We start from the raw sequence: 13,815 nt of genomic DNA, 5'->3' as shown, positions 1-13,815 counted from the left end.
AATCCCGGTAAACTAATTTACAAGTCGGGGTTTACGATGGGTTATTTGATAGGCGTCACGGCGCTATGGGCGTTCTCATTTTCGCTGATAGGCGTCTACTTGGCGGGCCAGGTCGACAGCTACTTTGCAGTACTTTTGCGGGTAACGCTTGCTACCCTGGTCTTCCTGCCTTTTTTAAGACCCAGCCTTCTGCGGGGTAAGCACCGGCTGGCGCTTATGGGCTTAGGTGCTATACAGCTGGGAGTAATGTACACCTTCTTCTATCAATCCTTTCTGCTGCTGTCGGTACCTGAAGTGCTGCTGTTTACTATCTTCACGCCTATTTATATCGCGCTACTGGATGATCTGCTGTTTGGGCGTTTTACGCCGATTTATATCGTGACTGCACTGCTCGCCGTCGTTGGGGCGGGGGTGATTCGCTATGACGGCGTTGATAGCGGTTTCTGGGCAGGCTTTTTAGTTGTGCAGGGGGCCAACCTCTGTTTCGCGCTTGGTCAGGTAGGCTATCGCCGTTTAGCCGCTGATTTGCCACCTACCCTGGCGTGGCACAACGTGTTTGGTTGGTTCTTTATTGGCGCGATGGTCGTGGCCCTGCCTGCTTATTTACTCTTTGGTAACAGCGCAGCACTGCCTACCACGTCACTACAGTGGGGCGTGCTCGCATGGTTGGGGCTAGTGGCTTCTGGCGTGGGCTATTTTGCCTGGAACCAGGGCGCCACCAAAGTAGATGCAGGCACTTTAGCGATTATGAATAATGCGCTGGTGCCGGCGGGGCTAATCGTCAATCTAGTGATTTGGAACCGCGATGCGGATATTCCGCGTTTGCTGTTGGGGGCACTTATCATGGCCGCCTCCCTATGGCTCAATCACTGGTGGTGCCAGCGTCGTCAGGTAGCCGTTAGCTAAGCCTATTTGCCCGATAGCTGAGGTGTCCCCATAATGGCGACTTATGTTAGCGAGAGTCGGCCCATGAGCAACACCTTATCAGCAGACGCTAAGTCAGCGCCCTCCAGCGATCCATCAAGCAGAACCTTTAAAACTATTGGGCTGATTGGTCGGCTGGGGAGTGACAAAGTGGTCGACTCCCTTCAGCGGTTGGTAACCTACCTAGTCGCCCATGACTACTCGGTATTAGTGGAAGATCGCACCGCTACTGTCATACCGCACCATGGTCAGCCGGAAGCCAGCCGCCGCATGCTGGGCGAGCTGTGTGACTTGGTGATTGTGGTAGGGGGCGATGGCAGTCTATTGGGCGCGGCGCGTGCGCTATGCCGCAGCGGTACGCTGATTTTAGGCGTTAATCGGGGCCGCTTGGGGTTTCTTACCGATATCTCCCCAGATGAGTTGGAAACCCGCGTCAGTGAAGTGCTGGCGGGGGAGTTTGAGGTTGAACAGCGTTTTTTGCTCGATACTGTGCTCTACCGTAATGGCGTTGCCGTAGGTAATGGCGATGCCTTGAACGAAGTCGTGCTGCACCCCGGTAAAGCGGTGCGCATGATAGAGTTTGAGCTGTTTATCGATGGTCAGTTTGTGTATAGCCAGCGCAGCGATGGCTTGATCGTTGCCACTCCCACCGGTTCTACGGCCTATGCGCTCTCTGGCGGCGGGCCGATCATGCACCCCAAACTGGATGTTGTGACGCTGGTGCCGATGTTCCCGCATACGCTGTCGAGTCGCCCCATTGTGATCGATGCCGCTAGTGAAATACGTATTCACATTGGCGAAACCAACCAGTCCTACCCGCATATCAGCTGCGATGGACAAACTCGCGCGGTAGCCAAGCCCAACGATGTGCTGGTGATTACCCGCAAGCCTGAGCGTATCCAGCTGGTGCACCCCATCGGGCATAATTTTTACGAAGTGCTGCGCAGCAAATTAGGCTGGAGCCATCGGTTGGGGGATTGAGTATGGAGGGATACGACCTCATTGGCGATGTCCACGGCTGCGGTGCTACGCTGGCCTCACTACTGGAAAAATTGGGTTACCACCAGCGCAACGGCGTCTATCGCCACCCGCGTCGCAAAGTGATTTTCCTCGGTGATTTGATTGATCGTGGCCCGAGAATTCGCCTGGCAGTGACCATTGCCCGGCGAATGGTCGAGCAGGGCGAAGCGTATATCGTCATGGGTAATCACGAGTATAACGCCCTGGCGTATACCCATCCTGGGCCTGCAGGTAGCCACAAACGCTGGTTGCGCGAACATACGCCGCGGCATAATCGTATTATTCAGGACACCCTAGAGCAGTATCGCGACTACACCAACGAGTGGGAAGACACCCTGGCGTGGTTTAAAACCATCCCTTTGTGCTTGGAAATCGATGGTATCCGCGTGGTGCATGCCTGCTGGGATGAGGCGCTGATTGAAGAGCTGAAACAGCGCCGCCCTGATTACTGCATGGACACACAGTTTCTGATTGAGTCCACCAACTCCAAAACCCAGGCGTTTCGAATTTTAGACCGCCTCACCCGGGGCCCTCATGTCTCACTACCCAAAGGTATTGCGATACACTCTGGCGATGGCTTTACAAGACAAAGCTTTCGCGCCCACTTTTGGGCCCAGGCACCTCAGCAGTGGGGTGATGTCGTCTTTCAACCGGATAACTTGCCCGGCGACCTTGAAACGCGCGCATTGACCCACGAAGAGCGCCAGAAACTTAGCTACTACGGGCCAGAGCAGCCGCCGCTGTTTATCGGCCACTACTGGTGTGAAGGCATACCGGCACTGCCGACACATAATATTGCCTGCCTAGATTACAGTGCCGTGAAATATGGGCGTTTAGTGGCTTATCGCTGGAGTGGTGAGAGAGTATTAAATGCCGACCATTTTGTGTGGATTAAGGTACCAAAAGAGGAAAGGGCGCTGCCCAAACCCTGGGAAATCGACTTTGATTAACAGTTGTTTCATTTTATTACATAAAATTACATATTTTTTTCAAAACGGCTGAACTAACCCTGCCGCCGGCCATCTGAGTAAGTGTTCCCTTGAATGATCCCTTGCTTTTATTCTCCGGCGGTTCCCACCGCCGGTTTTTTTTGCCTGTTTGTTGGCAACCGTGTGGTTCATTCAGTAGTTGTCTTCAATAGCTACCCGCTGCGGTCAGCATGCCGCAAGCGCTTTGATTAGAGGGATGTCATGCATCCAGTGATGCTTCTGCCCGATCACGCGGATACCAGTGAACTTCGCCAAGCACTCTGGCGCCACCGCATTGGTCACCGCATTACCGATGAAGCGGACGGCCAACTGCTATGGATAGCCGACCCACGCCAGCTTGGCGAACTTAAAGCACTGCTAGAGCGCTGGCAGCGGGGCGAACCCCTGGTGCTTCATCAGGCTGCTCAGCGCCCGCGCACCATGACCAACTTCTTGGCATCGTTAAAGCAAGTGCCGGTAACGGCGCTGATGATTGTCATTAGTCTGGTGGTATTTGCCCTGATTGGTGTTTTTGGTGACCAGTTGATTGTCACTCTAACCATCGTGCCGATAGGTATTTCAGGGGGTGAGCTGGTCTTCGGTAATCTGTCTCAAACGCTTACGTCAGGACAAGTATGGCGCTTTTTATCGCCTGCTTTTCTGCACTTTGGCTGGATGCATTTAATATTTAACCTGATGTGGGTGTGGTACTTCGGACGTCAGATTGAAGCACTCCAAGGCAGCCGTACCATGTTACTGCTGCTGATTGTGGCGGGCGTTGGCGCGAATGTGGCGCAGTACGCGACCGGCACCGTGCTATTCGGCGGCATGTCCGGGGTGGTATATGCCTTACTGGCTCACGTGTGGTTGATGTCACGCCGGGTTCCCAAAAGTGGTTTCTTTGTACCGCAAATGCTGGTGGTCTTTATGCTCGGCTGGATGGTGTTCACCATGACTGATATGGCGGGCAGCGTTGGTTTTGGCAATGTCGCTAATGAAGCACATTTGGGCGGTCTACTCGTGGGGCTTGTCACAGGCTGGTATTATTCATCCCGCCGTTTGAAAAACCGTTAAGAGGCCTGCAATGAGCGAAATGACGTTCGAAAAAATGATCAACCAGATGACCCCAGCGATTTATGAAAGCCTTAAACAGGCGGTATCGCTGCGCAAATGGCCCGACGGTCGCCGCTTAACGCCGGAACAGACCGAACTCTGCTTGGAAGCCGTCATGCGCTTTGAGGTGGAGAACAACGTGCCGGAAGAGAGTCGCGTAGGGTATTTAGAGCAGCGTACCTGCGGTGCAGCGGCTAGCGGTGCTGGCGTAACGCCTGAAATGGCGGGTTTGGCACGGGATGCCACGCGTGATTGAAGCGGCAGTACCGGGCTTTTCAGTACAGGGCTGTTTAAGCAAAATGGCGGCAGCGCTACCTGGCCGCCAAGACCAACCGGTGGTTTACCACTTACGCGCGGGTGAGCACCGTGTTCCGCTTAACGAGCGTATTGGCGAGCCGCTTAGTTTGCGGTGGACGGGAGCAATTGCCTGTACCCACTGCGGGCGAGCAACCAAGAAGAGCTTTGCCCAAGGCCACTGTTACCCCTGCTTCAAGCGGCTAGCCCAGTGCGATACCTGCATTATGAAGCCGGAAACCTGCCACTTTTTCCAAGGCACTTGCCGTGAGCCGGAGTGGGGCGAGCGGCACTGCTTCCAGCCCCATATCGTCTATTTGGCTAACTCGTCGGGGCTTAAAGTCGGCATCACTCGCAAAACCCAAATGCCTACCCGCTGGCTGGATCAAGGCGCGATCCAGGCGCTGCCGATTCTTGAAGTGGATACTCGTCAGCAGTCCGGTTTTGTCGAAATGCTGTTTAAAGAGCAGGTGGCCGACCGCACCAATTGGCGTGCGATGCTCAAGGGCGACGTCGAAACCATGGATTTAAGTGCCGAGCGTGACCGTTTGCTAACCCTGCTAGCCGATGGGTTGCACCAACTGCGCGAAACCCATGGTGCGGACGCCATTCGCTTGTTGGAACAGCCAGCGCAACATTTTCACTACCCCGTCAGCGTTTTTCCCAAAAAAGTGGTGTCGCATAACTTTGATAAACAGCCGCTGGTAGAAGGCGTGCTGCAAGGCGTCAAAGGGCAGTATTTGATCCTTGATAGTGGGGTCATTAATATCCGCAAATTCACTGGTTATGAGATCCAGGTAAGTTGAACGGCTAGCCATAAAGGGGTGCTTTGACTAAGGTTAGGGGTGATCTGCCCCCGCCTTACGCAACGCAAGGAAGCCCCGATGCCTTGGCTTAAACTGCTTCACATTGCCGCGCTAGTGATCTGGTGCGGCTCACTGCTTTATCTGCCCGCCTTGCTTAGCCAAGCACTGCAGCTTCGCAAAGACGCGGGCTTCGCTCAGGGCACACCGCCCATGCCGCGGTTTTTTTATAACTCAGTCGCTACCCCGGCCGCTTTAGTGGCTATTGCCTCGGGCACGCTGCTATTTCTCATCCATGGTGTGTTGGGCGGCTGGCTGATCTTAAAGCTGGGTGCCGTAGTGGCCATGGTCGCCGCTCATGGCAGCTTTGGCTGGTTAATCTTGCGCCTTGAGATGGGCCACTACCGCTGGGTAAAACCCGCCAACTGGACGGCGCTATGTGTTGCGTTAGCGGGCATTATAGGTGTGCTGGGGCTTGTGTTAGCTAAGCCACTGGATTGGAGCTAACGCCGTGTCTTTTAACAGCTTAGTTTTAATCCTCAACGTCGACCCCCACGGCGTGCTCATACACCAACTGCCCACCCAGCCAGCCTGCCAAAGCGATCAACGCGGCGGTGAGCAACGATACGGCCAGCCCCCAAGGCAAAATCGCGCTCGGGTCGTTGAAGCGCAGCAGCCAGTTCAGCGACGCCAACGAGAGCATCACCACCGCGACGATAGCGTGGCTCCAGCCGGTAATCAGGCGGCGAATGCGCGGCACAGTGACCAGGTCAATAATGCCTGCCGTGCTGGCAATCCAACCGCCAAATGCGCCGACACCGGCCAGCCACAAGCTGGCGCGCAACCAGAATGGGTCGCCGCTAAGCAGGAAACCGATATCGCTTGCCACCAGCGCCATCAGGGCCGCGACGGGAAAGTGAATCATCACGGGATGAAGCGGATGGCCGGCGAGAGATGCGTGGCTTTTAATCGAGCGCTGGCGAGGCTTTGCCATGATCACTTCCTGTGGGCAGAAAAAGGAATTCAAGGGATGAGGCTGATTATTCAACGCTTAACCAAGCAGCGGGTCAACTCACTTGGCACACCGCTAGCGCTGTTAGTCGGCCTGCTATTAGCCGGTTGCGCGGGGGATAAGTCTATTCTAGACCCGGCAGGCCAAGCCGCGCGAGACGTGGCGATGATTTGGTGGGTAATGCTGAGTTTTGGCACTGTGGTATTGGTGCTGGTGACTGCTTTTTGGCTGTATACCTTCAAGCGCAAGGAGGTTGTACGTACGCCTGCCGAGGAGCGAAAAATAGCGCGTCGCTGGGTTATTGGCGGTGGCATTGTGCTGCCGGTGGCCAGCATTACCGCACTACTGGCCTTTGGTGTGCCCACCGGCCAGCGGCTTTTACCGTTGCCCCTGGCAGAACCGCCGGAGGTAATTGAAGTGATTGGCCACCAGTGGTGGTGGGAAGTGCGCTACCCCGGCGCAGAAGGGGGAGAGGTGGTGACTTCAAATCAGCTCATCATGCCCGCTGGTGAGCCAGTTGATTTTCACGTTACTGGTGCGGACGTTATTCACGCTTTCTGGGTGCCTCGCCTGGGCGGCAAGATCGATATGATCCCAGGGCGAGTGAACAAAATACGCTTGGAAGCGGACGAACCGGCGGTATTTGGTGCTCAGTGCGCAGAGTTCTGCGGCGCCCAACATGCCCAGATGCAACTCTATGTGGAAGCCGTCGGGCGTGACGAGTACGACGCTTGGTTGGCCGCCCGTCAAACGGAAGCATTATCGTCGCTAGCTGCAAACGATCAGCAGCATGAGCCTGCCAGGGAGGCATTTATGACCCATTGCGCGAGCTGCCACCGGGTAGCGGGACTATCCTCTGGGGAGGAGGGGCCGGATCTTTCTGATCTTGGCAGTCGGACTAGCCTAGGGGCAGGGATAATAGCCATGAAGGAGGGCGCAGTTACCCACTGGCTTAAGCACCACCAACGCTTAAAACCGGGCAACAAAATGCCGCCCCACAATGATATTGAGACGGCCACTTTGGCGTCCCTGGGGGCTTGGCTGGAGACGCTAACCCCATGACCACCATTAACCGTGAAGCGACCCCAGAAGGCGATAACATCGCAGGCCCCAACCAGTTGCACAGTGACTTGCACGATATCTGGGGCAATCCGCGTGGCTTAAAAGCCCTCACCATTGTGAATCACACCACTCTCGGCCTGCGCTTTATGGTGACCGGGATGGCGTTCTTCTTGCTCGGCGGGCTGTTAGCCATGCTGGTGCGAACCCAGCTGGCGCTCCCTGATCAAGACTTTATGTCGCCGGATATCTATAGCCAAGTCACCACCATGCATGGCACGGTGATGATGTTTCTGTTCGCCATCCCCATGCTGGAAGGGTTGGCGATTTATATGATTCCCAAGATGATCGGCGCCCGAGATCTGGTCTGCCCACGGCTAACATCCCTGGGTTACTGGTGCTATCTGTTTGGCGGTATCATCCTATCGTTTAGTTTGATTCTGGAGATGGCGCCTAATAGCGGCTGGTTTATGTATACCCCGCTTAGTGGCAGCGAGTATTCACCGGGTTTGGGCTCAGATTTCTGGCTGTTAGGGATCACCTTCGTTGAGATCTCCGCGCTCTCTGCCGGGGTCGAATTGGTGGTCTCGATACTGCGTACACGCACTCAGGGCATGGCGCTGCACAAAATGCCGCTGTTTGCCTGGTATATCCTTGCCATGGCGCTGATGATCGTGGTCGGTTTCCCGCCGCTGATTCTGGGCAGTATTCTACTGGAGCTTGAGCGCGCAGTGGGGATGCCCTTTTTTGAAGTGACCGGTGGCGGTGATCCGATTCTATGGCAGCACCTATTTTGGCTGTTCGGCCATCCCGAGGTTTACATCATTTTCCTGCCTGCGGCGGGCATTGTCTCCACGCTGATACCAGTGTTTGCTGGCCGTCCGATCGTTGGTTACGGCTGGGTGGTCTTCGCCATTACCGTGACAGGCTTTATCAGTTTCGGACTATGGGTTCACCACATGTTTACCGTGGGGATTCCGCAACTGGCTCAAGCATTCTTCTCCGCGGCCAGTATGCTGGTGGCGGTACCTACCGCGATTCAGGTGTTTGTCTGGCTGGCTACGCTATGGCTGGGTAAGCCCAAAATGAAGCTTCCAATGCTATGGATCATGGGCTTCCTGATTATCTTCGTGTGTGGAGGTTTGACTGGAGTAATGCTGGCGCTGGTGCCCTTTAACTGGCAGGTGCACGATACCCACTTTGTGGTGGCGCATATGCACTATGTGTTGGTGGGGGGCATGTTCTTTCCGCTGATTGCCGGACTCTACTACTGGCTGCCGCTGTTTTCAGGGCGAATGCCTTCTGAAACCCTGGGCAAATGGGGCTTTTGGCTCACCTTTTTGGGCTTTAATGGCACTTTCTTGATCATGCACTGGACTGGCCTTTTGGGGATGCCGCGGCGGGTCTACTCTTATGAAACGGGCATGGGCTGGGATATTTTCAACCTGCTGTCATCCATGAGTAGCTTTATTATGTCGGCGGGGATTGCCATGGTGCTGCTGGATTTTGCGCTGCACTTCCGTTTTGGCAAACCCGCTAAGCATAATCCCTGGAACGCGGATACCCTGGAGTGGGCCAACAGTATGCCACCCAGCGCCTATAACTTTGTCAGCCTGCCAAAGATCGATACGCGCCACCCACTATGGGATGACCCGGATCTACCGCGCACCATGGCAGAAGGGCAACATAGCTTGGCGGTGGCTACCCATGGCCGGCGGGAGATGTGGGGCACCGACCCATTAACGGGCAAAGTGCGTGAAATCATTCACCTGCCGGGTAACTCCTGGTGGCCGCTGTTCGCCGCAATGGCATTGGCCGTGGTGTGTTTAAGCCTGCTGACGCGGCTATATCCGCTGGCGGGTATAGCCGTTGTCGTGGCCGGACTATTTCTACTGCGCTGGTCTTGGGAGAATGGTGCGCATCCAAAAGCGGCGCCAGATGCAGAGGTAGCCCCCGGTGATCCACCGCTGCACTCGCGCACCATGGATGGTCCAGGCTTATGGGCCATGTCGATCACGCTGCTGGCCAATGGTTCGTTCTTTCTCTCTTACCTGTTTGGCTGGTTCTATCTATGGACGGTGTCCCCTGAGTGGCGGATGCCTGAGACCTCACCGCTCTCCTTGGTGGGGCTGATCCTTGCCGGGGTGGCGCTAACTGCTGGCGTGGGAATTCTCGAAAAACTGGTGCGCGGTTTGCGCCAGGGTAAGGATGCGGGGCTGGCTGTGGGCATGTATTGCATCAGTGCCCTAGGCTTTGTTCAGGTTGCGATAACGCTTTGGGTGCTGTTGAGTGCAGACTTGGCGGTGACCGAAACCTCCCATGATGCGATCATTATGGTCGGGCTGGCCTATGCGCTGCTACACGGCGGTTTAGGCGCGGTGCTGACCCTGCTTCAGGGCCTGCGGGTAGGTTATGGCTATGTGGGTGCCCATGCGCCTTTCGAGCCTGCCGTGGTTGCCCAGTGGTGGCGCTATAACCTGGTGACGTTCTGGATACTCGTGGGCGCGCTTGCCGTGTTGCCGCGTGTGATAGGGAGCTAAGTTAATGTCCATCACGATGCAGCGGTTACATCTTACCCATCCCTTACATTTCGTCATTGGCTTAACGCTATGGTGTATCTGGTTCGTAGCCGTTTACGGCGGGCACGCAATAGCCTGCTCAGTTGCGCCGCCTGCTCCCGAGCAGGGCGTATTCACCCTGGTAAACGCTATGCTGCTGGTGGTTAGTATCGCGGCGATTGCGTTACTGGCGGTGCTAACAGTGGGTTGTTGCCGCATGGCTAGGCGCCATGAAGGGCGGCTGCGCTTTAATGCCACTGTTTCCGCCGGGCTGTATCTTTTCTCTACCTTAAGCGTTGTGTTTGCTGCAATGCCGATTATTGGTATTCCGCCTTGCCTGTAAGCGATGCGCTTAACAAAGAGGAAGAGCAGCTCTATACCCTCCACGGTATGTGGTGCACCAGCTGTGCCCTGGCCGTGGAGGGCTCGCTTAAGAGGCTCGAAGGCGTGCATGAGGTTAGCGTCCACTACCCAAGTGCAGCCCTCTGCATCAGCGGTACACCCGCCGCTGTCCAGCTCCCAACGCTCGCCCCAAAGGTTAAACGTTTGGGCTATCGGCTTACGGAACTTGAGCCGGTGGCAGATGCCCATGGACGTTTAGAAGAGGAGAGCCGCTACCTGACGCTGAGGTTAATGGTCGGTTCGCTGTTCGGCATGTGGACGATGCTCGCTTCACTATTGATATATGCGGGTGCATTGCCTTCGGAGCGGATTGAACTGGTGGTGGCGTGGGTATCGGGGGCATTCTCCTTACCTGTCGTGCTGTTCGCAGGCGTGCCGTTTTACCGGGCCGGGTGGCGCACGCTGCTCGCCAAGCGCCCCGGCATGGATGTTTTAGTTAGCCTGGGTGTTATCGGCGCGGTGGTGGTCTCGGTTTGGCTACTAGGGCGCGGCTCTAACGAGGTCTATTTCGACACGGCGGTGATGCTTATTGTGCTTTTACTGGTTGGTCGGCTGGTGGAAACGCTGTGCCGTCACCGTGGGCTAAAAGCGCTCGATGCCCTGGCGCTTCCTAATGATGACATAACGGTTTGGCAGAACGAGCGCTGGGGGTCGGTTCCTGTAGATGAAGTGACAAAGGGAACGCGTGTCGAGCTAGCGCCCGGTGAGTTGATAGCCCTTGATGGGATCCTGGAAGCCCCAGGTTGGATCGATACTGCCTCGCTTACTGGCGAAAGCCTGCCTCGCTACTTTAATGCAGGACAGAAGGTCTACGCGGGCTGCCGCTACCTGGGGACAACGCCGCTGGTAATGCAGGTGAGTGCTGGGGTAGGCAAGCGGCGACTGGATCGGCTGTGTGACGAAATGCGCCGCTATCAGGCCAAAAAAGGCGAATTGCAGAAACTCGCTGACCGTTTTGCCGCATGGCTAAGCCCACTAGCGCTAGTGCTAGCGATGCTAACGCTGCCCACTGCGCTGCTACTTGGGTTGGGCTGGGAGGATGCCTTTGTGCGCGCACTGTCGGTGTTAGTGGTTGCTTGCCCCTGTGCCGTGGGGCTTGCAGTGCCGCTGGCAAGTCTTGCCGGTAGTGGCCAGGCCATGCAGCAGGGTGTTGCGCTACGCGACCCGGCAGCGCTCGAAACCTTGGCTCACATTCGCTCGGTAGCGCTGGATAAAACCGGCACCTTAACCACTGGCAGCCACTCGGTGCTGCACTGGCAGGCCCGGGAGGGCATTGATAAGCACACTTTGCAGCGCAAGCTCAGAGCCGCTGTTGCTGGCAGCGAACACCCCTTGGCACAAGCGTTAGCGTGCTGGTCGGGCAGCCAACATGATCAACATCACGAGCAATGCGTGGACGTAAACGAAGCGCCTGGGGAAGGGCGCCATGTGCGCTTGAGCAACGGTGAATGGCTGATGGTAGGCAGCGCCGGTTGGCTTTCTCGCCATCAGATAGCGCTGCCAGACCACGAGGAGGACACAGCGCTGGCCTTTGCTACTCAAGTGATGGTAGCTGATGGTGCAGGCTGGCTAGTCACGCTCTATCTTACTGATCAGCCAGTGGAAAATGCTGAAAAAAGCGTGAAACACCTGCTAGATGCAGGGTATGTGGTGGCAATGATCAGCGGTGATCGGCAGGGGGCGGTTAGTTGGTTAGGTGAACGGGTGGGGCTTGGAAGAGAAGCTTGCTATGCCCAGCGCTCGCCTGAAGCCAAAGCGCGGCTTTTGCAGGGGTTGCCATCGCCAACGCTCTACGTGGGTGATGGCTTAAACGATACCTTGAGCCTAGCCGCGGCAGATGTTGGCATCGCTCCATTAAATGCCAGCGAAGCCGCCCGCGAAGGGGCTTCCGCACAGCTAATGACGCCGGGGATGGGTGGGGTAGTCAAACTGCTTAGTATTGCTAAACGTACGCGACGCATCATGGTTCAGAATCTGTTCTTTTCAGCGCTCTACAATACCTTGGCACTCTGGCTGGTGGTGCTGATGGCGATCCCCCCGCTAGTAGCGGTACTCGCCATGGCGGCAAGTTCGCTGACGGTTACCCTCAACGCTGCACGACTGGCCTGGGCAGAACCGGATGAAAATGACACTAACTAGCATAGCCAAGCGCCTGTTTTAGCCGCTCAGCGTGTGTGGCCACCCAACGTGGATCTATCGCCCCCCAATCACGTATCTGGTAGCGGCCGATGTTGTGACGCTCGCCCTCATCTTTCGTAAATACGCACTCGATATCCAGCTCGGCAAGAGATGCAATCGTATCCTGTGCGGTGCGCCGGGGCATACCGGTGGCCTCGATCAACGTCGGCACACTGGCGACACCTTGTTCGATCAAATGGGCGACGTATAAGCGGCGGTAAAAACTCGATTTGGTTTTGCTTAGAGCAGGCATTCGGCTTCCTTTGCAGCTGATTTATGCGCGTGCTGCTTAGCTTAAATGAATAAATCCTGCTGCGCTCGTGGTGGGCGAAAATCCCGGGTGTTCAAGCCCTGCTCGGTGCGATCCTGCATGTTCCACTGACGGCTGGCGCGGGCAAAGCGTTGTGCAATTAAATCGGCAAATACCCCTTCACCGCGAAAGCGCTTACCAAACTTGGCATCGTACGCTTTACCGCCACGGCACTGACGCATTAGGCTCATCACTTTTGCGGCGCGCTCAGGGTAGTGCGCTTCTAACCACGCTTCAAACAGCGGTGCCACTTCATAGGGTAAACGTAGCAGCATCCAGGCGGCGGTTCTCGCCCCTGCACGGCTGGCGGCTTCCAAGAGCTTTTCGATTTCATGATCGGTTAGCCCCGGAATAACCGGCGAAATGAGCGCACCAACTGGAACACCTGCGGTATTCAGTTCACGAATGGCCCGCAAGCGCGCCTGAGGTGATGCCGCCCGTGGTTCTAATGTGCGTTTCAAGTTGGCATCCAGGCTGGTCAAACTGACAAACACGCGCACCAGCCGGTGTTCGGCCATCTCCGCCAGGAGTTCCAAATCGCGCAGCACTAAGGTGCTTTTAGTCACCAGCGTTACCGGATGGCGACACTCCAGTAGCAGCTCCAGCAGGCGGCGAGTGGTTTTGTAGGTAGCTTCTAACGGTTGATAACAGTCGGTGTTGCCGGAAAGGTTGATCGGGCGACACACGTAATTAGGGTGGCACAGCTCTTCGGATAACCGCTCTACCAAGCCGCTGCGGGCAATCAGCTTGGTTTCAAAATCCAGCCCTGGGGATAAGTCCCAGTAGGCGTGAGAAGGACGGGCATAGCAGTAAACGCAGCCGTGCTCACAACCGCGATATGGGTTCAGCGAGCGATCAAAAGGTAAATCTGGTGAGCGATTCCACGACAAAGCACTTTTGCTCACCTCCTTACGCACTTCGGTAGCGATAGTCGTAGAGGCCTCTTCCCGCCACCAGCCGTCATCTTCCTCCTCGCTGCGGGTAGGCGCAAAACGATTGTGCGGATCGTACGTTGCCCCGCGACCCTTATAGGAGCTTGGTGTTCCAAGAGATGTCATGGTTCACCTCTTTTGATATGGTTTTATATACAGTAGTTGTGAGGTGGCAAGAAATCAATAGCCAGTCAATTAATTAACTTGCAGTAGCTAAAAGGGCGCTACCCAAAGAACTATCG

General features: G+C 55.9%; 14 protein-coding genes. 11 read left to right on the top strand and 3 right to left on the bottom strand.

Annotated elements, in window-relative coordinates; genetic code table 11:
• The first annotated feature begins 36 nt into the window (after positions 1 to 36).
• The 7 genes from LMS44_RS13890 (at position 37) to LMS44_RS13860 (ending at position 5,629) form a co-directional block, all read left to right on the top strand.
• On the top strand, positions 37 to 906 hold the full coding sequence (locus LMS44_RS13890; RefSeq protein WP_022522995.1) for a carboxylate/amino acid/amine transporter: 870 nt from the start codon (positions 37 to 39) through the stop codon (positions 904 to 906).
• Between the two features lie 63 nt (positions 907 to 969).
• Positions 970 to 1,905, top strand: a complete 936-nt coding sequence (locus tag LMS44_RS13885) for an NAD(+) kinase (RefSeq protein WP_027958678.1) — start codon at positions 970 to 972, stop codon at positions 1,903 to 1,905.
• 2 nt (positions 1,906 to 1,907) lie between these two features.
• Positions 1,908 to 2,894: a metallophosphoesterase gene (locus LMS44_RS13880; RefSeq protein WP_027958679.1), complete on the top strand. Its 987-nt coding sequence runs from the start codon at positions 1,908 to 1,910 to the stop codon at positions 2,892 to 2,894.
• 240 nt (positions 2,895 to 3,134) lie between these two features.
• The gene (locus tag LMS44_RS13875; RefSeq protein WP_476488297.1) at positions 3,135 to 3,986 is read left to right on the top strand and encodes a rhomboid family intramembrane serine protease; all 852 of its coding nucleotides are present in this window, start codon (positions 3,135 to 3,137) and stop codon (positions 3,984 to 3,986) included.
• A gap of 10 nt (positions 3,987 to 3,996) precedes the next feature.
• A complete protein-coding gene (locus tag LMS44_RS13870) occupies positions 3,997 to 4,281 on the top strand; it encodes a YeaC family protein (protein WP_022522996.1) in 285 nt (94 codons plus the stop codon).
• Entirely contained in the window at positions 4,265 to 5,125 is an 861-nt protein-coding gene (locus tag LMS44_RS13865; RefSeq protein ID WP_476488296.1) for a DUF2797 domain-containing protein, read from the top strand. The genes LMS44_RS13870 and LMS44_RS13865 overlap by 17 nt, the downstream gene beginning before the upstream one ends.
• A gap of 78 nt (positions 5,126 to 5,203) precedes the next feature.
• On the top strand, positions 5,204 to 5,629 hold the full coding sequence (locus LMS44_RS13860; RefSeq protein ID WP_022522998.1) for a CopD family protein: 426 nt from the start codon (positions 5,204 to 5,206) through the stop codon (positions 5,627 to 5,629).
• A 25-nt stretch (positions 5,630 to 5,654) separates the two neighbouring features.
• On the opposite strand, the gene LMS44_RS13855 is transcribed toward LMS44_RS13860, so the two are convergent.
• Positions 5,655 to 6,116 carry a DUF2231 domain-containing protein gene (locus LMS44_RS13855; protein ID WP_022522999.1) on the bottom strand — a complete coding sequence of 154 codons (462 nt, stop codon included), beginning with the start codon at positions 6,114 to 6,116 and terminating at the stop codon, positions 5,655 to 5,657.
• 36 nt (positions 6,117 to 6,152) lie between these two features.
• On the opposite strand from LMS44_RS13855, the gene coxB reads away from it, so the two are divergent.
• From coxB to LMS44_RS13835, 4 genes are read left to right on the top strand one after another with little or no spacing between them, the layout of a single operon-like run.
• Positions 6,153 to 7,196: a cytochrome c oxidase subunit II gene (coxB, locus tag LMS44_RS13850; protein ID WP_476488295.1), complete on the top strand. Its 1,044-nt coding sequence runs from the start codon at positions 6,153 to 6,155 to the stop codon at positions 7,194 to 7,196.
• Positions 7,193 to 9,733 carry a cytochrome c oxidase subunit I gene (ctaD, locus tag LMS44_RS13845; protein WP_039859206.1) on the top strand — a complete coding sequence of 847 codons (2,541 nt, stop codon included), beginning with the start codon at positions 7,193 to 7,195 and terminating at the stop codon, positions 9,731 to 9,733. Before coxB ends, ctaD begins: the two co-directional genes overlap by 4 nt.
• Before the next feature lie 4 nt (positions 9,734 to 9,737).
• Positions 9,738 to 10,094, top strand: coding sequence for a hypothetical protein (locus LMS44_RS13840; RefSeq protein ID WP_051051983.1), 357 nt, complete (start codon positions 9,738 to 9,740; stop codon positions 10,092 to 10,094).
• Between the two features lie 47 nt (positions 10,095 to 10,141).
• Complete coding sequence (locus LMS44_RS13835; RefSeq protein WP_476489431.1) at positions 10,142 to 12,292, top strand: heavy metal translocating P-type ATPase; 2,151 nt, start codon at positions 10,142 to 10,144, stop codon at positions 12,290 to 12,292.
• On the opposite strand, the gene LMS44_RS13830 is transcribed toward LMS44_RS13835, so the two are convergent.
• Both LMS44_RS13830 and LMS44_RS13825 read right to left on the bottom strand, forming a co-directional pair.
• Complete coding sequence (locus tag LMS44_RS13830) at positions 12,285 to 12,584, bottom strand: winged helix-turn-helix domain-containing protein (protein ID WP_159176967.1); 300 nt, start codon at positions 12,582 to 12,584, stop codon at positions 12,285 to 12,287. The two genes, LMS44_RS13835 and LMS44_RS13830, sit on opposite strands and share 8 nt — an antisense overlap.
• Positions 12,585 to 12,625: 41 nt before the next feature.
• Positions 12,626 to 13,699, bottom strand: coding sequence for a PA0069 family radical SAM protein (locus LMS44_RS13825; RefSeq protein ID WP_476488294.1), 1,074 nt, complete (start codon positions 13,697 to 13,699; stop codon positions 12,626 to 12,628).
• Positions 13,700 to 13,815: the final 116 nt, after the last annotated feature.

Source organism: Halomonas profundus (assembly GCF_020865425.1).
Classification (GTDB): Bacteria; Pseudomonadota; Gammaproteobacteria; order Pseudomonadales; family Halomonadaceae; genus Vreelandella; species Vreelandella titanicae.
The sequence above is the reverse complement of the archived record's forward strand: the minus strand, read 5'-3'. Positions and strand labels throughout refer to the sequence as shown.

Coding starts and splice junctions, on each gene's coding strand:
- LMS44_RS13865 (WP_476488296.1), top strand. CDS start 4,265: ATGCCACGCGTGATTGAAGCGGCAGTACCGGGCTTTTCAGTACAGGGC.
- LMS44_RS13840 (WP_051051983.1), top strand. CDS start 9,738: ATGTCCATCACGATGCAGCGGTTACATCTTACCCATCCCTTACATTTC.
- LMS44_RS13870 (WP_022522996.1), top strand. CDS start 3,997: ATGAGCGAAATGACGTTCGAAAAAATGATCAACCAGATGACCCCAGCG.
- LMS44_RS13825 (WP_476488294.1), bottom strand. CDS start 13,699: ATGACATCTCTTGGAACACCAAGCTCCTATAAGGGTCGCGGGGCAACG.
- LMS44_RS13880 (WP_027958679.1), top strand. CDS start 1,908: ATGGAGGGATACGACCTCATTGGCGATGTCCACGGCTGCGGTGCTACG.
- LMS44_RS13885 (WP_027958678.1), top strand. CDS start 970: ATGAGCAACACCTTATCAGCAGACGCTAAGTCAGCGCCCTCCAGCGAT.
- ctaD (WP_039859206.1), top strand. CDS start 7,193: ATGACCACCATTAACCGTGAAGCGACCCCAGAAGGCGATAACATCGCA.
- LMS44_RS13860 (WP_022522998.1), top strand. CDS start 5,204: ATGCCTTGGCTTAAACTGCTTCACATTGCCGCGCTAGTGATCTGGTGC.
- LMS44_RS13890 (WP_022522995.1), top strand. CDS start 37: ATGGGTTATTTGATAGGCGTCACGGCGCTATGGGCGTTCTCATTTTCG.
- LMS44_RS13855 (WP_022522999.1), bottom strand. CDS start 6,116: ATGGCAAAGCCTCGCCAGCGCTCGATTAAAAGCCACGCATCTCTCGCC.
- LMS44_RS13835 (WP_476489431.1), top strand. CDS start 10,142: ATGTGGTGCACCAGCTGTGCCCTGGCCGTGGAGGGCTCGCTTAAGAGG.
- coxB (WP_476488295.1), top strand. CDS start 6,153: ATGAGGCTGATTATTCAACGCTTAACCAAGCAGCGGGTCAACTCACTT.
- LMS44_RS13875 (WP_476488297.1), top strand. CDS start 3,135: ATGCATCCAGTGATGCTTCTGCCCGATCACGCGGATACCAGTGAACTT.
- LMS44_RS13830 (WP_159176967.1), bottom strand. CDS start 12,584: ATGCCTGCTCTAAGCAAAACCAAATCGAGTTTTTACCGCCGCTTATAC.